Source organism: Methylibium sp. (assembly GCF_031393925.1).
Taxonomy (GTDB): domain Bacteria; phylum Pseudomonadota; class Gammaproteobacteria; order Burkholderiales; family Burkholderiaceae_C; genus Methylibium.
The window spans coordinates 1-21,173 of the sequence record NZ_JANMWL010000074.1; the positions used below are offsets into that span (position 1 = coordinate 1).

Sequence of the window (21,173 nt, forward strand, 5' to 3'; positions counted from 1 at the left end):
TAGAACGGCGTGTGGTCGAGCACGATCACCGCATCGTCGCCGGCTTTGGCGCTTGCGACGGAGGTGCCGTCGACGTAGACGGCGGTGACCTTGCAGCCCTCGTGCGTCAGGTGCTCGTAGCCGTGGAACTCGGTGTCGGCACCGCTGTAGTCCAGCCCGGCGGCCATCTTGAACTTGCCGGCGGCGCGGGCCTGTTCGCGCTGGCGGTCCATGGCGCGATTGAAGCCGGCTTCATCGACCGTGACACCGCGCTCGCGGCACACATCGGCGGTCAGGTCGAGCGGGAAGCCGAAGGTGTCGTGCAGCTTGAAGGCCACCTCTGCGTTCAGCGTGTCGCCGACCCTGATCTCGCCCTCGACGACGCGGCCCTCGTGGCCGAACACTGCCGCCTGGATCTTCACGGTGTCTTCGATCAGCATGCGCGAGGTGGCGTTGCGCAGCTCGCCGGTGTCACCGACCTGGCCGCCCGACTCGGCATAGAACGGCGTGTGGTCGAGCACGATCACGGCATCGTCACCGGCCTTGGCACTGTGCACCGGTGTGCCGTCGACGTAGACGGCGGTGACCTTGCAGCCCTCGTGCGTCAGGTGCTCGTAGCCGTGGAACTTGGTGTCGGCCCCGCTGTAGTCCAGCCCGGCGGCCATCTTGAACTTGCCGGCGGCGCGGGCTTGTTCGCGCTGGCGATCCATCTGACGGTTGAAGCCAGCCACGTCGACCGTCACTCCGCGCTCGCGGCACACATCGGCGGTCAAATCGAGCGGAAAACCAAAGGTGTCATGCAGCTTGAAGGCCACCCCGCCATCCAGCACTCTCGATTGAGGGATGAACCACCAACCGAGAGTCTGCGGAGCGGTCGGCCATGCTTCAAGATCAGGGACTACGACCATGACCATATGTCCCGAGGCCATATGAGCGTTCAGGAAATTCTTGACGGACTGAAGCGAGTCGCCAAACGCCACATGGAAATGGACAGGCTTTGAGTCGCAGACGCCACTTGCAACGATCCATTGAAACTCATCATCCCAAAGCGTGACAATTTCGACCTCCACGATCCGATTGCGCCGCGCGTATTCCCGCAAAGACAGCGCCTTTAGATCAAGCTCCTTCTCAAGAATTTCCATCCCATTCGCGATGGTCCGAAAGAAGCTTTCCTCCTCTTGCTTCAACACCTCGGTGACGCGTTTCTCGCCCTGGCGCAGTTCGGGATAAGCGTCCCCCATCTCGGCCACCAGCGCAGCCACCAGCACATGAAAAAACGGCTTGCGCGCACCGAGCTTGTAGCCATGCCGAATCGCACGGCGGGTGATGCGGCGCAGCACATAACCGCGGCCAGCGTTGCTCGGAATCACGCCGTCGACCACGGTGAAGCTGCAGGCGCGGATGTGGTCGGCAATCACCTTCAACGACGGCGAATCCTTGTCACTGCCGTTGCCAATCGCACCGCCCCCTGCGGCATCGACGGCCTTCTTCGCTGCCGCCAGCAAATTAACGAACGTGTCGATCTCGTAGTTGCTGTGCACATGCTGCAGCACGGCCGTCAAACGCTCCAACCCCATGCCGGTGTCCACGCTGGGCTTCGGCAACTTGTGCATCACCCCCGCTTCGTCGCGGTTGAACTGCATGAACACGTTGTTCCAGATCTCGATGTAGCGGTCGCCGTCCTCGGTGGGAGATCCCGGCGGGCCGCCGGCAATCTCGGGCCCGTGGTCGTAGAAGATCTCGGTGCAGGGGCCGCAGGGCCCCGTGTCGCCCATCATCCAGAAGTTGTCCGACGCATAGCGCGCGCCCTTGTTGTCGCCAATGCGCACGATGCGCTCGGCCGGCACGCCTATCTGCTTGTTCCAGATGTCGTAGGCCTCGTCGTCTTCGGCATAAACCGTCACCCAAAGCCTTTCCGCGGGCAACTTGTAAACCTCGGTCAACAGCTCCCAGGCGTAGGCGATCGCGTCCTGCTTGAAGTAATCGCCGAAGCTGAAGTTGCCCAGCATCTCGAAGAAGGTGTGGTGGCGCGCGGTGTAGCCCACGTTCTCCAGGTCGTTGTGCTTGCCGCCGGCGCGGATGCACTTCTGCGCCGTGGTGGCGCGTGCATAGGCACGCTTGTCGAAGCCCAGGAACACGTCCTTGAACTGGTTCATGCCCGCGTTGGTGAACAGCAAGGTCGGGTCGTCGCCCGGCACCACCGGGGAAGAAGCCACGATCTGGTGGCCCTTGGAGGCGAAGAAGTCGAGAAATTTAGAACGAATTTCAGAGGCTTTCATGCGGGGCTTTGACAAGGCGTTTGGTGCAACGCAAGTGCTTGATTCAGATGGCATTTTCATTATAGGTACGGCGGCCTTCCACGCCCCGCGAACAGCCTGCCGCGCTTATCATCGAGCGCTCTCGAAAGGCCCTGCCCCATGGACATGAAAATCTCGCCGCTCGCCAGCCTGAACGACCCGAGTCTGCTCAAGACCGACGCGCTGGTCGACGGCCGTTGGCACGGCGGCACCGCACGCTTCGCGGTCAACGATCCTGCCACCGGCCTGGAACTCGCACGCGTGGCCAATCTGGGTGCCGACGACACGCAACGCGCGCTCGCCGCAGCCGCCAAGGCGTGGCCCGCCTGGCGCGCCAAGACCGCCAAGGAGCGCGGCGCGGTCCTCATGAAATGGCATGCGCTGATGCTCCAGCATGCCGACGACCTGGCGCGCATCATGACCGCCGAGCAGGGCAAGCCGCTGGCGGAGGCCAAGGGTGAAGTCACCTACGGCGCGAGCTTTCTGGAATGGTTTGCCGAAGAGGCCAAGCGCGTCTACGGCGAGACCGTACCGACCACCGACAACAACAAACGCTTGCTCGTCATCAAGCAGGCGATGGGCGTGTGCGCGGCCATCACGCCCTGGAACTTTCCGATCGCGATGATCACGCGCAAGATCGCGCCCGCGCTGGCGGCCGGCTGCACGGTGGTCATCAAGCCGGCCGAGCAGACGCCGCTCTCGGCGCTGGCGGTGGCCGAGCTGGCGCAGCGCGCCGGCATGCCGCCCGGCGTGATCAACCTGCTCACGGCGGACGCGCACAACTCCGTCGAGATCGGCAAGGTGCTGTGCGCGAGCGACACGGTGCGCCACCTGTCCTTCACCGGCTCCACCGAAGTCGGACGCATCCTCATGCAGCAGTGCGCGCCGACCATCAAGAAGCTCTCGCTCGAGCTCGGCGGTAACGCGCCCTTCATCGTGTTCGACGACGCCGACCTCGACAGCGCCGTCGAAGGCGCGCTCGCCAGCAAGTACCGCAATGCCGGCCAGACCTGCGTGTGCGCCAATCGCTTCTATGTGCAAGATGGCGTCTACGACAGCTTCGTCGCCAAACTGACGACCAAGGCGCGGGAGATCAAGGTCGGCAACGGTTTCGATGCGGGCGTGAGCGTGGGCCCGCTGATCGACGAGCCGGCGCTCGAGAAGGTCGAACGCCATGTGGCGGACGCGCTCGCCAAGGGCGCCAAGCTGCTGACCGGCGGCGAACGGCTCGCCGGGCTCGGCGCGCAGCGCTTCTACGCGCCCACCGTGCTGGGCGACGCCACCCGCGAGATGCTCTGCGCCCGCGAAGAAACCTTCGGGCCGGTGGCGCCGGTGTTTCGCTTCAAGACCGAGGCCGAAGCAGTCGCTCTGGCCAACGACACCGAGTTCGGCCTGGCGAGCTACTTCTACAGCCGCGACATCGGCCGCATCTTTCGCGTCGGTGAGGCACTCGAGTACGGCATGGTCGGCGTCAACACCGGCATCATCTCGACGGCCGAGGTGCCCTTTGGCGGCGTCAAGCAATCGGGGCTGGGCCGCGAGGGTTCGCGCCACGGCATCGAAGACTATGTCGAGATCAAATACCTGTGTCTCGGCGACATCCAGAAATAGGCCTTGCTCACCATGCCGATCGAACTCACGCTTGCGCCGCGCCATTGGGTGCTGATGGTATTCATTGCGTCCGCCTTGTTCGTGCATCTGCGCGGGCGCACGCGCTTCGGCCTGTTCCGTGCATTGACCGACTTCACCGTGCTGCTCGCGCCCTTCAACGCGCTGATGTATTTGTTTTCGCGCACGCCGGCCACCGCCTACCTCGACCCGGCCAAGTTTCCTGACCTGGCGCCGCTGCAGGCGCAGTGGCAGACGATCCGCGCCGAGGCGCTGGCACTCGACGACGAAGGCCACATCCGCGCTGCCGCGAGCTACAACGACATCGGCTTCAACTCGTTCTTTCGCACCGGCTGGAAGCGCTTCTACCTGAAGTGGTATGGCGACGAGCTGGCCTCGGCGCGCGCGCTGTGCCCCAACACAGTCGCGCTGCTGGCGACCATTCCCACCGTCAAGGCGGCGATGTTCGCCTCGCTGCCGCCGGGCGCCCGGTTGGTGCGCCACCGCGACCCGTATGCGGGCTCGCTGCGCTACCACCTGGGCTTGATCACGCCCAACTCACCGGCTTGCTACATCGAGGTCGACGGTCAGCGCTACCACTGGCGCGACGGCGAAGCGGTGATGTTTGACGAAACCTACATCCACCACGCCGAAAACACCACCGACCAGCGTCGCGTGATCCTGTTCTGCGACATCGAGCGGCCGCTGCACTTTGCCCCCATGCGCTGGTTCAACCGCGTGTTCGCGCGGTTGGTGATGACGGCCTCGGCCACGCAAAACGTCGAGGGCGAGCCGGTCGGCGCGCTCAACCGTTTTTTCTACTATGCCTACCAGGGGCGCCTGCAGGCCAAGAAGCTCAAAGCCAGCCACCGACGCGTGTACTACGTGCTTAAGTGGGCACTGATCGTGGGGGCGCTGGCTGCGATCGTCCTGTGACGGGCCGCGCCGCGCCGCGCCCACGACGAGCTGCAAACGACAAGGCCAGCGCGACGGCTGGCCTTCAGGGGTACTGGAGCGGGCGATGGGAATCGAACCCACGTCTTGAGCTTGGGAAGCTCAGGTCCTGCCATTGAACGACGCCCGCGAAGGCCGCAGTGTAAAGCCGCGTCTACCGACCGCCGCCCGGCACCGCACGCGTGCGCGAGATCGCCGGCACCTGCCATTGCACTGCGCGCAGCACGCCACCGTCCCCCGAAGGCGTGTCGGCACGCTACATGCCCCTCCTGGAACCGTACAGACAAGCAGCGCCTCGTCCACACCGTCGCATTGACGGACATGCATCAACGTCGCAAGCACTCGTCGTGTCAAGGCGCTCGTTCATTCCATGCCGTTACGCACCCTGCTCTACCGCTATTTTTTCTTCGGCTGGCTGTTCCGCGACGTTCAGCACGGCAGTCGGCTCGAGCGCGCCGCTGCATGGCGACACAACCGGGTGCAGGCGCAATGGCTACCGACCTATTTGCGGCGCTGGCTATTGGGCGGCGCACTGCTCTATGCGCTGGGTGGATTTGTCGAACTAGTCATCGGAGCACCCGTGCTGTCAGCCTGCTTCTACGTGCCCAGCGCGCTCAGCATGTCGGTCGACGCGGTGATCGCTGCGGCGTGGGCCGGGCTGAAGGTGCTGCCCACTCCGTCTTGATTTCATTCGCGCGGCGGCGCCCGGCACTCAGACCTTGCCGAAGGCGTCGCGCAATTCACCAGGCAGGGAGTCGAGCGGTTGTTCGCTGATTTCGAGGCCTCGGCGCAGATCGAACGAGGAGTCGCGCCATACGTCTTCTTCGGCGCGCGCGATCGGGTCGTTGGGCTCGGTGTCGCGAAAGGCCGGACCGCTGCGCTTGGCCTTTGCGGGCCGGACAAGGCTGAAGTCTCGAGAACGAAAATTAAACGTGGCCACGGGGAACCTCCGGACGAACGGACTGACAAGCCAGAAACGCATGCTACGCCGCCCCGACATGACGTGCGCGTCGGGCCCTCGAGTGGGTGCGCTTCGGCTTTGACCGAGGCTCTTCCCTGCATGTATGGGCGCCCGAACCGGACCCGACCGCCCTGGCTTTGAGCGCAATCCGGTCACAAAAAAGCCCCGGCGCGCGGGGCTTTTCTTGGTCGGCTCGAAATCAGCCGACTTCAGTGATCCTGTTGTTGGCGGAGTCGGAGGGATTCGAACCCTCGATGCAAGTTTTAGCTCACATACTCCCTTAGCAGGGGAGCACCTTCGGCCGCTCGGTCACGACTCCAGCACGGACGCGATTATGCCGCAGGCGTAGTCGGCGGCGCGTCCAGATCGAAGGCCTTGTGCAGCGCGCGCACCGCGAGTTCCATGTACTTCTCGTCGATCACGACGCTGGTCTTGATCTCGGAGGTGGAGATCATCTGGATGTTGATGCCCTCCTCCGACAGCACCTTGAACATCCGGCTCGCCACGCCCACATGGCTGCGCATGCCGATGCCGACGATGCTGACCTTGCAGATCTTCGGGTCGCCCGTCACTCGAGCCGCGCCGGTGTGCGGCTGCACCGTGGTCTTGAGCAGCTCGAGCGTGCGCGCATAGTCGTTGCGATGCACGGTGAAGGAGAAGTCGGTCTTGCCGTCGTGCGAGATGTTCTGGATGATCACGTCGACGTCGATGTTGGCTTCGGCCACCGGCCCGAGGATCTGATAGGCGATGCCCGGCTTGTCGGGCACGCCCATGACGGTGATCTTGGCCTCGTCGCGGTTAAAAGCGATGCCCGATACAACGGCTTGTTCCATGTTGGCGTCTTCCTCGAAGGTGATCAGGGTGCCGGACTTCGCCTCTTCATCGAGGTCGATGTCCCAGGGCGTAAAGCTGGAGAGCACACGCAGCGGCACGCGGTACTTGCCGGCAAACTCCACCGCGCGAATTTGCAGCACCTTGGAGCCCAGGCTCGCCATCTCGAGCATCTCTTCGAAGCTGACGGCCGACAGGCGCCGCGCTTCGGGCACCACGCGCGGATCGGTGGTGTAGACGCCGTCGACGTCGGTGTAGATCAGGCATTCGGCCGCCTTCATCGCCGCGGCCACGGCCACCGCCGAGGTATCCGAGCCGCCGCGGCCGAGCGTGGTGATGTGGCCTGCCGCGTCGATGCCTTGAAAGCCGGTGATCACCACCACCTTGCCGGCGGCGAGGTCCGCGCGCACGCGGGTGTCGTCGATGCGCTCGATGCGCGCCTTGGTGTAGGCGGAGTCGGTTTCGATCGGCACCTGCCAGCCTGCGTAGCTGACCGCTTGGAGGCCTTCGGCCTGCAGCGCGATGGCCAGCAAGCCGACCGAGACCTGCTCGCCGGTGGCGGCGATCATGTCGAACTCGCGCGACAGGGCGGCGCTGTGCGACAGAGGCGCGAGCTCTCTGGCAAGCCCGAGCAGCCGGTTGGTCTCGCCGCTCATCGCCGAAGGCACCACCACCATCTGGTGGCCGGCACGCGCCCATTTGGCAACGCGCTTGGCTACATTGCGGATGCGCTCGGTCGAGCCCATCGACGTGCCGCCGTATTTGTGAACGATCAAGGCCATGCAGGGGGCTCGCGGCGAAAGAGTCCTGTGGCGGTTGCCGGGTGCTGCGAGCAGCCGAGGATTCTAGCCAAGCGCCAGCGGCTCCCAATGCAGCGCGAGCTGCGGCTCGCCGGGCGCCGCCTGCGCGCCGGCCTCGATGCCCAGGCCGGGCGCGAACACCAGTCGCCCGGCGTGCATGAACAACGGTCCGGTGCGCGCCCACGGCGGTACGTCCAGGGCCTGGTATTGTTTTTTGAGGCTCCTTGCGGGCCGCGTTGCCGACAGGCTGAAGCGCTCACCACCGCCGCGCGCTTGCAGCGCAAGCTGCGCGAGCAGGCCCAGCGCGGCGCCGCCACTCTTGACGCGCCGCGCCACCAGCGCACCGCTCCAGCCGGGCAGCAGGTAACGGCCGGCGCGCCGCACGCTCAGGCTGGCTTCGGGCGCGGGTGCCGCGGCGCTGGGTGGGGTGGCGTCAATGAAACACAGCCGCCCACGAAAGCGTCGCACGCTGCCGCAAGCCAGCAACCAGCGCGCGGGGGCGTGCGCGGCCGGAACTTCATCAACCAGGCGCTGCAGTTCGGCCGCGCCGGGCCGGCGACCGCTGTGCGCATGCACCCAGGCGCGCAACGCATTGGCGGCGCGGTGCGGCGCGAGCGAACGCCACGCGGCGATGTCGAGTCCGCGCTCGTCGCTGCATTCCGTGAGGTCCAGTCGCGCCAGATCGGCCAGGCAGTCGCCCGCCTGCTGGGCATGCAGCGCGGCATCGGCCAGCGCCGACTCCGCCTGTGGAAAGGCCGCCTGCAAGGCGGGCCAGACCTCGAGCCGCAGCCGGTTGCGCGCAAACCGTACGTCGACGTTGCTGTCGTCGTCGACATGGCGCAGCCGGTGCGCACGCACGTAAGCCTCGATCGCTTCGCGCGGACGCGCCAGCCAGGGCCGCGCCCAGGTGATGCCATCGCGCTCGATGCACGCCGGCATGCAAGCCAGGCCCACCGCACCCGCGCCGCGCAGCGCCTGCAACAACCAGGTCTCGGCCTGGTCGCGCCGATGGTGGGCCAGCAGCACCAAGGCGACCCCGGATGCCAGCGCGAGGCGTCGCAGGGCCGCGTAGCGCGCCGTGCGAGCCACCGCTTCGACGCTCTCGCCGCGTGCGGGCGCCAGGCCCAGGTGCTCGGTATGAAAGACCACCGGCAGGCCGCGCTTCGCCCAGCGCCGACATTGCGCCTGGCAGTGCAAGAGCCAGGCGTCGGCCGCATCGCTCAGCCCGTGGTGGATGTGCAGCGCATGCACCGTGCAACCCGACTCGCGCGCCGCGAACAGGCTGGCGTGCAGCAGCGCCGTCGAGTCGCGGCCGCCGCTGTAGGCGACCGCGAAGGCCGGGCTACCGCTCCGTGGTGTCGGTGTAGCGTCCGTAGCTCTTGAGCCGCTCGTAGCGCCGGTTCACCAGCTCGCGCGGCGTGAGGTCGACCACCTGGCGCAGCGCGTCGCCCAGCGCGCGTTTGAGATAGACCGCCATCTGCGCCATGTCGCGGTGCGCGCCGCCGACCGGCTCGTTGACGATCTTGTCGATGAGGCCGAGCGCTTTTAGCCGGTGCGCGGTGATGCCCATCGCCTCGGCCGCATCGCTGGCGCGCTCGGCGGTCTTCCACAGGATCGAGGCGCAGCCTTCGGGCGAAATCACCGAGTACACCGAGTACTGCAGCATCAACACCTGGTCGCCCACACCGATGGCCAGCGCGCCACCGGAGCCGCCCTCGCCGATGATGGTGGTGATGATCGGCACCTCGAGCTGCGCCATGGCGAAGATGTTGTGGCCGATTGCTTGCGACTGGCCGCGCTCCTCGGCGCCGTTGCCGGGGTAAGCACCGGGCGTGTCGACGAAGGTGAACAAGGGCAGGCCGAATTTCTGCGCCAAGGTCATCAGGCGCAGCGCCTTGCGGTAGCCCTCGGGGCGGCTCATGCCGAAGTTGCGCAGCGCGCGCTCCTTGGTGTCGCGGCCCTTCTGGTGGCCCAGCACCATGCAGGCCTGCCCGTTGAAGCGCGCCAGACCGCCGACCATGCTCTGGTCGTCGGCGAAACTGCGATCGCCGTGCAGCTCTTCGAAATCGGTGAACACCTCACCGAGGTAGTCGAGCGTGTAGGGCCGCTGCGGATGGCGGGCGATCTGCGTCACCTGCCAGGGCGAGAGGCTCGAATAAATGTCCTTGGTGAGCTGCTGGCTCTTCTTGGACAGGCGTTCGATTTCGTCGGAAATGTCGACCGCCGACTCGCTTTGCACGTAGCGCAGCTCTTCGATCTTGGTCTCGAGATCGGCGATCGTCTGCTCGAATTCGAGGAAGTGTCTTTTGCTGCTCATCCCGAATGGTCCTTGCTGGCTCCGAAAGGCAGGGGCGGATTGTCGTGCATCGGCGCAGCCGCAGGCGCTCAGTCGCCGCCCACCAGCGGCTCCAAGCTGCGCCACAGGTACCAGGTCGCGACGGTGCGAAACGGCGCCCAGGCGTCGCCGACCTCGCGCGCCTCGGCACGCGACACCGGCTCGCCGCTGAAGTAGTTGAGGCTGATGCCCTTGATGAGACCGGCATCGTCGAGCGGCAATACGTCGGGGCGCATGAGGTAGAAGATCAGGAACATCTCGGCCGTCCAGCGGCCGATGCCGCGAATGGCCACGAGCTCATCGATGATCGCCTCGTCTTCCATCGAGGCCCAGGTGCGCACATGCACGCTGCCAGCGTCGAAGTGAACCGCCAGGTCGCGCAGGTAGTCGACCTTGCGCATCGACAAGCCAGCCGCGCGCAGGTCGCCGCTTTCGAGCCCGAGCACATCGCCCGGCTGGATGCGGCCGGGCGCGCCACCGATGCGCTCGGCAAGGCGCGCCCACACCGCTTGCGCCGCCTTGACGGAGACCTGCTGGCCGACGATCGACCGCGCGAGTGTGGTGAAGGCATCGCCGTGGCTTTGCAGGCGCGCCTCACCGAAGCGCGGAATGAGCTTGCGCATGACGCGGTCGCGCTTGCCGAGGTGCTTGCAGGCCTCGTCCCAGTACTCGGGCGTGACAAGGCCGGGGGCGCGGGGCGACATGGGAGCGCTCAGTGCGAAAACGGCAGCGGAGGAGGCGCGGGTGGAGCAGCGGGCCGGCTCAGGCCTTGACCCAGCTCGTGCCGGAGGGTGAGTCCTTGAGCACGATGCCCTGGGCTGCCAAAACGTCGCGCAAGCGGTCGGCCTCGGAGAAATTCTTGGCCACCTTCGCTGCCGCACGAGCGGCAATCTGCTGTTCGATGTGCGCAGCATCGACGCTGCTGCCACCTTGTAAATACGCGGTGGCGTCCTGCTGCAGCAGCCCGAGCGTGGCGCCGAGGGCGCGCAGCAAGGTCGCGGCCTCTGCGTGGCCGCGGTTGGCCTCGCCGGCAAGCTCGAACATCACCGCCATGGCGATCGGCGTGTTGAAGTCGTCGTCCATGGCGGCCCGAAAGCGTGCCGCGTGCGGCGCGCTCCAATCGATGGCAACGCCCGAGTCCGGCGCGCAAGCTTGCAGCGCGGTGTAGAGGCGCCGCAACGCATTGCGCGCATCGCCCAGACCAACGTCGCTGAAATTGAACGGGCTGCGGTAATGCGCGCGCAGCATGAAAAAGCGCAGGGTCTCGCCGTCGAAGCGCTGCAAGACGTCGCGGATGGTGAAGAAATTGCCGACTGATTTCGACATCTTCTCGTTGTCGACGTTGAGCAGGCCGTTGTGCATCCACACGTTCACGAAACTCGTGCCGCTGCCGAGATGGAAGGCGCCATCGCTTTGCGCGATCTCGTTTTCGTGGTGAGGGAACTGCAGGTCCATGCCGCCGCCGTGGATGTCGAAGCGCTCTCCGAGCAGCGCGTGGCACATGGCCGAGCATTCGATGTGCCAGCCGGGACGGCCCGGCCCGAAGGGGGAATCGTATTTCGCGTCGACCGGCTCGTCGGGCTTGGCGGTCTTCCAGAGTACGAAGTCCAGTGGATCGTCCTTGCCTTCGAGCACCGCCACGCGCTCGCCGACGCGCAACTGGTCGATCGACTTGCCGGAGAGCCGTCCGTAGCCGGGAAACTTGCGCACCGCGTAGTTCACATCACCGCCGGGCGCGCGGTAGGCCAGCCCGTTGCGCTCGAGCCGCTCGATCAGGCCGATCATGCCGCCCACATGGTCGGTTGCGCGCGGCTCGTGCGTCGGCACCCGGACGCCGAGCGCGCCGAAATCCTGGTGCATGGCGGCCGTCATCTCGTCGGTGAGCTGGCGCAGCGGGATGCCGCGCTCAAGGGCGCGCCGAATGATCTTGTCGTCGATGTCGGTGATGTTGCGCACGTAGGTGACGCGCCAGCCCGACACCTCTAGCCAGCGCTGGACCAGGTCGAACACCAGCACCATGCGGGCGTGGCCGACGTGACAGAAGTCGTAGATGGTGATGCCGCAGACGTACATCCGCACGTGTCCCGGCTCGATCGGTACGAACGCCTCGGTGGCGCGGGTCAACGTGTTGTGGATGCGCAGGCTCATCGGGGCGGGTCGCTCGGCACCGGCTTGCGTTGCCCAGGGCCTTCGTTGGAGCGCCGCAGTATAGCGAGCGCCCCTCGCGACTTCTGGGGGTAAAAAGGCAGTGGACAATAGCCGCGCGCCGGGCGTGTCGCTCGCGCCACCGACCACAGGAGAGACGAGGATGAAGCTGAGGAACTGGGCCCTTGCCACCGCACTGACGGTCGCCTTGCTCGGCGCCAATGGCGAGGCGCTTGCACAGAAAGTGCGCCTGGTCACGAGCCAGGGCGACATCGTGCTGCAGCTCGACAAGGACAAGGCACCGAAGACGGTCGAGAACTTCCTGGGCTACGTCAAGAGCGGCCACTACAACGGCAGCGTGTTCCACCGCGTCATCCCCACCTTCATGATCCAGGGCGGCGGCATGGACGCCAGCCTGACCGAGAAAAAAACCGGCGCGCCGATCGCACTGGAAAGCCGCAACGGTTTGAAGAACGAGCGCGGCACGGTCGCGATGGCGCGCACTTCCGAGCCGGATTCGGCCACCGCGCAGTTCTTCATCAACGTGCAGGACAACGTATCCCTCGACCAGCCCACGTCGCGTGACGGGCAGGGCTACGCGGTGTTCGCCAAGGTGGTCGACGGCATGGACGTGGTCGACAAGATCCGCGCCGTGCCCACGGCCAACAAGGGCATGCACCAGAACGTGCCGGTCGAGCCGGTGCTCATCAAGAAGGCCACGCTGGAGAAATGACATGACCAAGACCGTAGAACTGCACACTAACCATGGCCTGATCCGCGTCGAACTCGACGACACGAAGGCGCCCAAGACGGTGGCCAACTTCCTGGCCTACGTGAAGGCCGGGCATTACGACGGCACGGTGTTTCACCGCGTCATCAAGGGCTTCATGGTGCAAGGCGGCGGCTTCGAGCCCGGCATGACGCAAAAGCCCACGCAGGCCATGATCGACAACGAGGCCGGCAACGGCCTGAAGAACGACAAGTACACGCTGGCGATGGCGCGCACCAATGCGCCCCATTCGGCCAGCTCGCAGTTCTTCATCAACGCCGCCAACAACGACTTCCTCAACTTCAAGTCCGAGAGCCCGCAAGGCTGGGGTTATGCGGTGTTCGGCAAGGTGGTCGCCGGCAACGACGTGGTCGACGCGATCGAACGCGTGGCCACCGGGCGCCGCAACGGCCACGACGACGTGCCGCTCGAAGACGCGATGATCCAGCGCGCCGTCGAAATCGCCTGAGACCCTGGGCGCTCGCCCGCAACCGCAAGGCCGCGCGTGGCTTCGACGAGTGCCCCCGCCTTGCCGCATCCGCGGGAGCTTGAAGCGCCGCGTGCATGGCGCGCGATCGACTTCATCTCCGACTTGCATCTGCAGGCGAGCCACCCGCTCACACTGGCTGCCTTCGCAGCGCATTTGCGCCACACCGACGCCGATGCCGTGTTCCTGCTCGGCGATGTGTTCGAGGCCTGGGTCGGTGACGACGCCCGCCATGGCGGCTCCGAGCGCGCGGTGACCGAAGTGCTGCAAGCCGCCTCGGCGCGCTTGAGCCTGGCGTTCATGGCCGGCAACCGCGACTTCCTGGTGGGCGCCGAAATGCTGCGTGACTGCGGCATGCTCGCGCTGTCCGACCCCACGGTGCTGCTCGCTTTCGGCGAACGCGTGCTGCTCACACACGGTGATGCGCTGTGCCTGGACGACGCCGACTACCAGCGCTTTCGCATCGAAGTGCGCAGCGCGGACTGGCAGGTGCGTTTCCTGGCCTTGCCCCTGGCCGAGCGCCGTGCGCTGGCCGCGCGCATGCGCGACGCGAGCAGGCAGCATCAGCGTGACCAGCAAAGCGCGGCGTGGTCCGACATCGATGCCGCTACGGCGGTGCAATGGATGCAGGCAGCGAGCACGCGGCAAATGATCCACGGTCACACGCACCGGCCCGGCAGTGGCGAGCTCGCCCCGGGCTTCATGCGGTGGGTGCTGACCGATTGGGACGCCGACCACGAACCCCATCGCGCCAGCGTGCTGCGCCTCAGCAGGCGCGGCCTGGAGCGCAGGGCGCCGGCGCGCGCCGCGTGATCGCGCGCTGGTGGCGCCGTCGGCGTGACCTTCATGCGCTGCGCACACATGCCGTGCCCCAGGCGCTGTGGCAGCACACGCTCGAGCGCTACCCCTTCCTCGCCGCGCGCGACGACGCTGCCAGGGCACGGCTGCGTGAGCTGACCGCCCTGTTCCTTTCGCGCAAGGAATTCAGCGGCGCCGGTGGACTGCAGATCAGCGACGAGATTGCCGTGGCGATCGCAGCCCAGGCCTGCCTGCCGCTGCTCGCGCTGGGACTGGGCATGTACGACGGTTTCGTGGGCATCGTGGTTCATCCCGACGAGGTGCGGGCGCGGCGCGAGCTGATCGACGAAGCCGGCGTCGTCCACCACTATGACGAGACGCTCATCGGCGAGGCGATGGAAGGCGGCCCGGTGATGCTGTCCTGGCGCGACGTCGCCGGGGCGGGCGAATCGGCCGCGCTGGGCTGCAACGTCGTGATCCACGAGTTCATGCACGTGATCGACATGGCCGATGGCCGGCCGGCCGACGGCCTGCCGCCGCTGCCCGATCGCGCCGCGCGCGAGCACTGGCAGCGCGTCTTGCAAGCCAGCTACCAGCGTTTTTGCCGTGCGCTCGAAGCGGGCCGCGAGCCCTTTCTCGACCCGTATGGCGCCGAAGCCATCGAGGAGTTCTTTGCGGTGACCGCAGAAGCCTTCTTCGTGGCGCCGCACGCACTGCGCGACGAGCAGCCGCAGCTCTACGAGCTGTTCGTCGGCTATTTCAAGCAGGACCCGAGCGCCTGATTCTTCAAGACAAGAAAAAGGGGCCGAAGCCCCTGGATCATTGGCGCGCTGCGCTTTTAGTCCGCCGTGGCCGGTTCGGCCTTGGGCTTGTCGCTCTTCTTGGCCGGCGTGATGTCAAGCACGGTCTGGCCTTCGGCATCGACGTCGACGCTCAAGCGCCCGCCATCGACGAGTCGACCGAAGAGCAACTCGTCGGCCAGGGCACGACGGATCGTGTCCTGGATCAACCGCTGCATCGGGCGCGCGCCCATCAAAGGATCGAAGCCCTTCTTGCCGAGGTGCTTGCGCAGCGCATCGGTGAAGGTCACGTCGACCTTCTTCTCGGTCAGCTGGCCTTCGAGCTCCAGCAAGAATTTGTCCACCACGCGCAGGATAATTTCCTGGTCGAGCGCCTTGAAGCTCACGATCGCATCAAGCCGATTGCGGAACTCGGGCGTGAACAGGCGCTTGATGTCGACCATCTCGTCGCCACTCTCGCGCGCGTTCGTGAAACCGATGGTCGCCTTGTTCATGGTCTCGGCGCCCGCGTTGGTGGTCATGATGATGATCACGTTGCGGAAGTCGGCCTTGCGCCCGTTGTTGTCGGTCAAGGTGCCGTGGTCCATGACCTGCAGCAGCACGTTGAAGACATCCGGATGCGCCTTCTCGATCTCGTCGAGCAGCAACACGCAATGCGGCTTCTTCGTGACCGCCTCGGTCAGCAGGCCGCCCTGGTCGAAGCCCACATAGCCGGGGGGCGCGCCAATCAGGCGGCTCACGGTGTGGCGCTCCATGTACTCCGACATGTCAAAGCGCACGAGGTCGATGCCCAGGATAAAGGCAAGCTGCTTGGCGGCCTCGGTCTTGCCGACGCCGGTCGGGCCGCTGAACAAGAAGCTGCCGATCGGCTTGTCGGGCTTGCCCAGGCCCGAGCGCGCCATCTTGATGGCCGACGCCAGCGCGTCGAGCGCCGGGTCCTGCCCGAACACCACGCTCTTCAAGTCGCGGTCCAGGTTCTTCAACTTGCTGCGGTCGTCGTTGCTCACGCTCGCCGGCGGTATGCGCGCGATCTTGGCCACGATCTCCTCGACCTCGGCGCGCGTGATGGTCTTCTTCTGCTTGTTCTTGGGCAAGATACGCTGCGCAGCGCCCGCCTCGTCGATCACGTCGATCGCCTTGTCGGGCAGGTGTCGGTCGTTGATGAACTTGGCCGACAACTCCGCGGCGGCCTGCAGGGCGCCGAGCGCGTACTTCACGCTGTGGTGCTCCTCGAAGCGGGACTTCAAACCCTTGAGGATCTCGATCGTCTGCTCCACCGACGGCTCGACCACGTCGATCTTCTGGAAGCGCCGCGACAGCGCCGCGTCCTTCTCGAAGATGCCGCGGTACTCGGTGAAGGTGGTCGCACCGATGCACTTGAGCGCGCCCGAGCCGAGCGCGGGCTTGAGCAAATTGCTCGCGTCGAGCGTTCCGCCCGACGCGGCGCCAGCCCCGATCAGCGTGTGGATCTCGTCGATGAAGAGCACCGCATGGTTTTGGTCCTTGAGCGCCTTGAGCACGCCCTTCAAGCGCTGCTCGAAGTCGCCGCGGTATTTGGTGCCGGCGAGCAGCGCGCCCATGTCGAGCGAGTACACCGTCGCGTCGGCGAGGATCTCGGGCACCTCGTTTTGCGTGATGCGCCAGGCCAGCCCTTCGGCGATCGCGGTCTTGCCCACGCCCGCCTCGCCCACGAGCAGCGGGTTGTTCTTGCGACGGCGGCACAGCACCTGGATCACGCGTTCGACCTCGAGCTCGCGGCCGATCAGGGGGTCGATCTTGCCCTCGCGCGCGAGCTGGTTGAGGTTCTGCGTGAACTGGTCGAGCGGTGTGCCCTTGCCTTCGCCAGCCTCCTCTTTCTCGCTTTCAGCGCCGTTGCCATCCTGGCCCTTGGCGGGCTCCGGCGGCTCGGACTTCTTGATGCCGTGCGCGATGAAGTTCACCACGTCCAGGCGTGTCACGCCCTGCTGGTGCAGGTAGTAGACGGCGTGCGAATCCTTCTCGCCGAAGATCGCCACCAGCACGTTGGCGCCGGTGACCTCTTTCTTGCCCGAGCCGGTGGACTGCACATGCATGATCGCGCGCTGGATCACGCGCTGGAAGCCTAGCGTCGGTTGGGTGTCGACCTCGTCGGCGCCGCCCACGGTGGGCGTGTTTTCCTTGATGAACTGCGTCAGGCTCTTGCGCAGGTCATCGAGGTTGGCCGAACAGGCACGCAGCACCTCGGCGGCCGATGGGTTGTCGAGCAGTGCGAGCAGCAAGTGCTCCACCGTGATGAATTCATGTCGCTGCTGGCGCGCCTCGACGAACGCCATGTGCAGGCTGACTTCCAACTCTTGCGCAATCATGCGGCCTCCATAGTGCATTGCAACGGGTGACTCGATCGCTTGGCAGCGGCGAGCACCGATTCGACCTTGGTCGCGGCGACGTCCTGGGTGTAGACCCCGCACACGCCCCGACCCTCGTGATGGATCTTCAGCATGATCTGGGTCGCGGTCTCCAGGTCGCGTTGGAAGAACTCCTGCAGCACCATGACGACGAACTCCATCGGCGTGTAGTCATCGTTCAAAAGCACCACCTGGAACATCTTGGGGGGTGCCGTGCGTTGCGGCTTTCGCTCGGCCACGACCGCGCCCTGCCCGTCGTCCGGCTTCACGGCCGGGCGGGTGGGAACGGGGGGCGTGGGCGGGTCGGCCGGCATCGTGAAATCATTCTATAGAGTCGCCGCGCGCGACTGTCATGCCGAGGAATATGGCCACGCTCGCGCCGATCACAAGGTCACGTTCCCAGCCGTCTTGGCGTTTGGTCGGGCCGGCGCAGTCAACCCTGGAGGATGAACTGCGCGCCAGGCTGGCGGTTTGAGCGCTCGCCGACCTTCGGCTAAGCCATCTGCCTGAGCCGGTGCCCAAGAGCCGCGGTAGCCAGCAACGCCACGATCAGCAAGGGAGCCACTGCGAGGTTCAGCGCGATCCAGCCGAAGCGGTCGTACAGCCAGCCCGCCGAGAGGCTGGCCAGCGCCACCAGACCGAACACCGCGAACTCGTTGACGGCCTGGACCTTCAATTGTTCGGCGGGCCGATAACTCTGGGTCAGCAGTGCCGTACCGCCGATGAACGCGAAGTTCCACCCGACACCGAGCAGAATCAGCGCGGACAGGAAGTGCAGCACCTCGGTGCCGAGCAGCGCGATGCCGACATGGCCGAGCAGCAACACAAAGCCGATCTGCATGATGCGAGGTGCGCCAAATCGCTTGACGAGGGTGCCGGTGAAGAAGGACGGCGCGAACATGCCGACCACATGCCACTGGATCACCGACGTCACGCTCGAGCCGGGCAATCCGCAGCCAAGAATCGCCAGCGGCGTGGCGGTCATGACCATGATCATCACGGCGTAGCCGACGGCGACGCCGAGGATCGAGGCCCGCAACGCGGGCTGCTTCAGGATTTCGCGCATCGGTCGCGCAACGCCCTCGGCGGCAACGGCGACTGCCGGCAAATGCACCTGCGACAACAAGGCCAGGGCCACTACCCCGAGTGCCCCCTGCGCCACGTAGGAGCCCGCGAAGACGTCTTGCGCGAACCAGTCCCTGCCCCACTGGCCAAGTTGCGGGCCGACGAAGGCCGCCACGACGCCGCCCGCGACGACCCATGAGATCGCTTGGCTCGCATGCGCAGCGCCAGTAGCCTCGACCGCCGCAAACCGGTAGTAGTTGCCAAAGCCTTGGTAGCCGCCCAACAGCAGGTGGCCGATGACGAAGAGCACGAACGAACCTCGATGCAGTGCCAAGGCAGACAGCAGACTGCCCGAAATTCCCAGGGCCGCGCCGATCTGGAAGCCTGCACGACGACCGTGCCTGCGCATCAGGAGGGCGGCCGGCAGCGAGACGATCGCGGTCCCGACCACCATCGCCGCGATCGGCAGCGTGGCCCAGCCCTTGTCAGGGGCAAGATTGCCGCCGAGGATGGCTGCGAGTGTCATCGACATCACGATCGCGGAGAGCGTGGCCGCCTGGCTGAATGCCAGCAGCAAAACGTTGCGTCGCCCGATGAACATCGATCAGACCTCGTGGTGAATCGGCAGGTTTGTTCGCCGGCCAGTCGACAGGCCCGCAACGCGTCGTACCTGCGTTCCGTTCGATGCCGAACATAACAATCTAATATTCTCTAGAATGATACGATGAAACAAACAAGAAGCTTCCTGTACGAGCAGGTCGCCCGCATCGGCAAGGCGGTTGCCAGCCCGAAGCGCCTGGAGCTCATCGAGCTCCTGTGTCAGGGCGAGAAGACCGTCGAAGCGCTCGCGACCCTGGCGGAAATCAGCGTCAAGCTCGCCAGTGCGCACCTGAAGGAACTACGGCTCGCGCGCCTCGTCGAGACCAGAAAGGACGGCAAATACGTCCAGTACCGTCTGGCCAGCACCAGCGTGGCCGACCTGTGGGTGACGCTGCGCTCGCAGGCCGAGGAACGGTTGGTTGAACTGCAAGTGGCCCTCGCGTCCATCGTCGAGCATCGCGAGGACCTCCAAGGGTTCAACCGCAAGGCCATCCTGAAGAAGGCGGCGTCCGGCGAAGTGCTGGTGCTCGACGTGCGGCCGGCCGACGAGTTCGCCGCCGCCCACCTGCCGCACGCGCGCTCGCTGCCGTTGGACGAACTGAAGAAGCGGCTCGCCGAGCTGCCCAAGGACACACCGGTGGTGGCGTATTGCCGAGGCCCGTTCTGCCTGATGGCCAGGGACGCGGTCGCGTTGCTGCACAAGAAAGGCTACCGCGCCTTCCATCTGACCGATGGCGTGGCGGAATGGCGCGCCCATGGACTGCCCATCGAGGCCTGAACCCATCTTGAAGACTGGCGCGTTGCCGAGGCCGAGAAGGCCGACGCGAAGATCGCCCACGTGATTGACACCCATGCGCATGCGGACCGCTGCAGCGGCGGTCCTGAGCTGGCGCGACGGATCGGTGCGCGGTACTGCTCGCATGAGATCAAGCGGGGGCGGGTTTCGTTCACGGCCGACGCCCAGCCGCAGCCTAAGGACGTGGTTCGCATCCTCGACGCCAACCTGCGCGGTGCCGCACCTGGCATGGCGAACGCCTGAGCGCGCTGCGATGGAATACGGCCTGCGCGCCAATCTCGGACAGGTCCTGCAGCAACTGTTGCAGGTGCTGCTGGTAGGCATGACCATCGGCATGATGCGCAACGTCGTCCCGGCACTGGCCGAGACCGAGTTCGGTGTACCGCGTGGGTCCTTCATGCTGCTCGCGGCCTTCGTCGTGGCCTTTGGCTTCATCAAGGGAGCGATGAACTTCGTGGCCGGTCGCCTGGCCGAGCGCCTCGGCCGCCGACGGGTGTTGCTCGTCGGGTGGCTGGTGGCGTTGCCGATTCCGGCGCTCGTGTACTTCGCGTCGTCGTGGAACTGGATTGTTCTGGCCACCGTGCTGCTCGGAGTGAACCAGGGGTTGACCTGGTCGATGACCCAGACCGCCAAGCTCGACCTCACGCGCGCCGACCAGCGCGGCCTGGTCATCGGGTTGAACGAGTTCGCGGGCTACGTGGGTGTCGCGATCGCCGGTGTTGTCACCGGCTACGCTGCGTCGCTGCTCGGCCCCCGGGAAGGACTGTTCTGGTTCGGGGCGGTGGTCATCGGGCTCGCCACGCTGCTGGCCTGGCTCACTATTGCCGAGACGCTGCCCTGGGCTCACGCCGAGGTCGAACGGCATGCTGCGGCGCCAACGGCGCAGGCCTTGCGACCACGTTATCCGATCGGAGTCAGCGGGTATCCGACCACCGGAGAAATGTTCGCCCTGATGAGCTGGCGAGACCGTCGAATGGCCGCGCTGTGCCAGGCGGGCCTGGTCGAGAAGTTCGTCGATGCGCTGGTCTGGGCCTTCTGGCCGGTCTTCCTGCACCAGCAGGGCGTCAGCCTGCCCGGCATCGGCTGGATCGTGGGCGTCTACGGCTTCACGTGGGGTGGAGCGCAGTTCTTCACCGGCCGGCTCTCCGACCGAGTCGGCCGCCACCGACTGAACGTCTGGGGCATGTGGGTGTGCGGCGCCGGCGTGGCGGTGTGGCCGCTGGGCAGCGGCTCGGCGTGGTGGAGCGGCGCAGCGGCCGTGGTGGGGCTGGGCATGGCCATGCTGTACCCGAATTTGAGCGCGGCCGTGGCCGACATCGCCCACCCGAACTGGCGCGCCTCCGCCATTGGCATCTACCGCTTCTGGCGCGACCTCGGCTACGGCATCGGCGGGCTCGGGCTGGGTGCGGCCGCCGCACTGGGCGGTCGCATCGAAAGCGCCTTCTGGTTCGTGGCCATCGCGATGGGCCTGTCAGGCTGGGTGCTCTATCGCTGGGGTGAAGAGACCCACCCGCGCCTGAACCCTAAGCGCTGATTCCGTTCAAAGAAACAACCCCAAACTTCC

Annotated in this window: 20 protein-coding genes, 2 tRNA genes and 1 pseudogene; 10 read left to right on the forward strand and 13 right to left on the reverse strand. The window is 66.0% G+C overall.

What is annotated here, in order from left to right; all coding sequences use genetic code 11:
- A partial coding sequence (gene alaS / locus RMO12_RS04805) for an alanine--tRNA ligase (protein ID WP_309638413.1) occupies positions 1-2,258 on the reverse strand: 2,258 nt, incomplete at its 3' end.
- Between the two features lie 138 nt (positions 2,259-2,396).
- On the opposite strand from alaS, the gene RMO12_RS04810 reads away from it, so the two are divergent.
- Both RMO12_RS04810 and RMO12_RS04815 read left to right on the forward strand, forming a co-directional pair.
- Positions 2,397-3,887, forward strand: a complete 1,491-nt coding sequence (locus tag RMO12_RS04810; RefSeq protein ID WP_309638414.1) for an NAD-dependent succinate-semialdehyde dehydrogenase — start codon at positions 2,397-2,399, stop codon at positions 3,885-3,887.
- A 12-nt stretch (positions 3,888-3,899) separates the two neighbouring features.
- The gene (locus RMO12_RS04815; protein WP_309626397.1) at positions 3,900-4,820 is read left to right on the forward strand and encodes an aspartyl/asparaginyl beta-hydroxylase domain-containing protein; all 921 of its coding nucleotides are present in this window, start codon (positions 3,900-3,902) and stop codon (positions 4,818-4,820) included.
- 74 nt (positions 4,821-4,894) lie between these two features.
- Here RMO12_RS04815 and RMO12_RS04820 read toward each other — a convergent pair.
- A tRNA-Gly gene (locus tag RMO12_RS04820) sits at positions 4,895-4,968 on the reverse strand.
- Between the two features lie 240 nt (positions 4,969-5,208).
- Here RMO12_RS04820 and RMO12_RS04825 point away from each other — a divergent pair.
- Positions 5,209-5,523, forward strand: coding sequence for a hypothetical protein (locus tag RMO12_RS04825; protein ID WP_309626396.1), 315 nt, complete (start codon positions 5,209-5,211; stop codon positions 5,521-5,523).
- Positions 5,524-5,550: 27 nt separating this feature from the next.
- On the opposite strand, the gene RMO12_RS04830 is transcribed toward RMO12_RS04825, so the two are convergent.
- The 8 genes and pseudogenes from RMO12_RS04830 to cysS all read right to left on the reverse strand — a co-directional run bounded on the left by RMO12_RS04830 (position 5,551) and on the right by cysS (position 11,913).
- On the reverse strand, positions 5,551-5,820 hold the full coding sequence (locus RMO12_RS04830) for a hypothetical protein (protein WP_309638415.1): 270 nt from the start codon (positions 5,818-5,820) through the stop codon (positions 5,551-5,553).
- Positions 5,821-6,024: 204 nt separating this feature from the next.
- Positions 6,025-6,118, reverse strand: a tRNA-Ser gene (locus tag RMO12_RS04835).
- 13 nt (positions 6,119-6,131) lie between these two features.
- Entirely contained in the window at positions 6,132-7,412 is a 1,281-nt protein-coding gene (locus RMO12_RS04840; protein ID WP_309638416.1) for an aspartate kinase, read from the reverse strand.
- 63 nt (positions 7,413-7,475) lie between these two features.
- Complete coding sequence (tilS, locus tag RMO12_RS15935; protein ID WP_405029621.1) at positions 7,476-7,898, reverse strand: tRNA lysidine(34) synthetase TilS; 423 nt, start codon at positions 7,896-7,898, stop codon at positions 7,476-7,478.
- Positions 7,887-8,753, reverse strand: a pseudogene (tilS, locus tag RMO12_RS15940) (tRNA lysidine(34) synthetase TilS); the annotation flags it as partial. The gene tilS (RMO12_RS15935) and the pseudogene tilS (RMO12_RS15940), both read right to left, overlap by 12 nt.
- A 19-nt stretch (positions 8,754-8,772) precedes the next feature.
- The gene (locus tag RMO12_RS04850; protein WP_309638417.1) at positions 8,773-9,747 is read right to left on the reverse strand and encodes an acetyl-CoA carboxylase carboxyltransferase subunit alpha; all 975 of its coding nucleotides are present in this window, start codon (positions 9,745-9,747) and stop codon (positions 8,773-8,775) included.
- Between the two features lie 68 nt (positions 9,748-9,815).
- Positions 9,816-10,469 carry a DNA-3-methyladenine glycosylase 2 family protein gene (locus tag RMO12_RS04855; protein WP_309638418.1) on the reverse strand — a complete coding sequence of 218 codons (654 nt, stop codon included), beginning with the start codon at positions 10,467-10,469 and terminating at the stop codon, positions 9,816-9,818.
- Positions 10,470-10,527: 58 nt separating this feature from the next.
- The gene (cysS, locus tag RMO12_RS04860; RefSeq protein WP_309638419.1) at positions 10,528-11,913 is read right to left on the reverse strand and encodes a cysteine--tRNA ligase; all 1,386 of its coding nucleotides are present in this window, start codon (positions 11,911-11,913) and stop codon (positions 10,528-10,530) included.
- A gap of 160 nt (positions 11,914-12,073) precedes the next feature.
- Between cysS and RMO12_RS04865 the strand changes: the two genes are divergently transcribed.
- From RMO12_RS04865 to RMO12_RS04880, 4 genes are read left to right on the forward strand one after another with little or no spacing between them, the layout of a single operon-like run.
- Positions 12,074-12,643: a peptidylprolyl isomerase gene (locus RMO12_RS04865; protein WP_309625697.1), complete on the forward strand. Its 570-nt coding sequence runs from the start codon at positions 12,074-12,076 to the stop codon at positions 12,641-12,643.
- A gap of 1 nt (position 12,644) precedes the next feature.
- On the forward strand, positions 12,645-13,148 hold the full coding sequence (locus tag RMO12_RS04870) for a peptidylprolyl isomerase (protein ID WP_309625696.1): 504 nt from the start codon (positions 12,645-12,647) through the stop codon (positions 13,146-13,148).
- Between the two features lie 60 nt (positions 13,149-13,208).
- Positions 13,209-13,979 carry a UDP-2,3-diacylglucosamine diphosphatase gene (locus RMO12_RS04875; RefSeq protein WP_309625695.1) on the forward strand — a complete coding sequence of 257 codons (771 nt, stop codon included), beginning with the start codon at positions 13,209-13,211 and terminating at the stop codon, positions 13,977-13,979.
- Entirely contained in the window at positions 13,976-14,746 is a 771-nt protein-coding gene (locus RMO12_RS04880; RefSeq protein WP_309638420.1) for a zinc-dependent peptidase, read from the forward strand. Before RMO12_RS04875 ends, RMO12_RS04880 begins: the two co-directional genes overlap by 4 nt.
- A 56-nt stretch (positions 14,747-14,802) precedes the next feature.
- Here RMO12_RS04880 and clpA read toward each other — a convergent pair whose 3' ends face one another.
- From clpA to RMO12_RS04895, 3 genes are all read right to left on the reverse strand, one after another.
- Positions 14,803-17,109, reverse strand: coding sequence for an ATP-dependent Clp protease ATP-binding subunit ClpA (gene clpA, locus RMO12_RS04885; protein ID WP_309638421.1), 2,307 nt, complete (start codon positions 17,107-17,109; stop codon positions 14,803-14,805).
- Entirely contained in the window at positions 17,106-17,462 is a 357-nt protein-coding gene (gene clpS / locus RMO12_RS04890) for an ATP-dependent Clp protease adapter ClpS (RefSeq protein WP_309626300.1), read from the reverse strand. The genes clpA and clpS overlap by 4 nt, the downstream gene beginning before the upstream one ends.
- A 179-nt stretch (positions 17,463-17,641) precedes the next feature.
- Complete coding sequence (locus RMO12_RS04895) at positions 17,642-18,814, reverse strand: MFS transporter (RefSeq protein WP_309638422.1); 1,173 nt, start codon at positions 18,812-18,814, stop codon at positions 17,642-17,644.
- Between the two features lie 123 nt (positions 18,815-18,937).
- Here RMO12_RS04895 and RMO12_RS04900 point away from each other — a divergent pair, with 123 nt between their 5' ends.
- Genes RMO12_RS04900 through RMO12_RS04910 form a run of 3 tightly spaced genes read left to right on the forward strand, consistent with a single transcriptional unit; the run spans position 18,938 to position 21,143 of the window.
- Positions 18,938-19,591, forward strand: a complete 654-nt coding sequence (locus RMO12_RS04900) for a metalloregulator ArsR/SmtB family transcription factor (protein WP_309626298.1) — start codon at positions 18,938-18,940, stop codon at positions 19,589-19,591.
- A gap of 60 nt (positions 19,592-19,651) precedes the next feature.
- Complete coding sequence (locus tag RMO12_RS04905) at positions 19,652-19,852, forward strand: hypothetical protein (protein WP_309638423.1); 201 nt, start codon at positions 19,652-19,654, stop codon at positions 19,850-19,852.
- A gap of 10 nt (positions 19,853-19,862) precedes the next feature.
- Complete coding sequence (locus tag RMO12_RS04910) at positions 19,863-21,143, forward strand: MFS transporter (protein WP_309638424.1); 1,281 nt, start codon at positions 19,863-19,865, stop codon at positions 21,141-21,143.
- Positions 21,144-21,173: the final 30 nt, after the last annotated feature.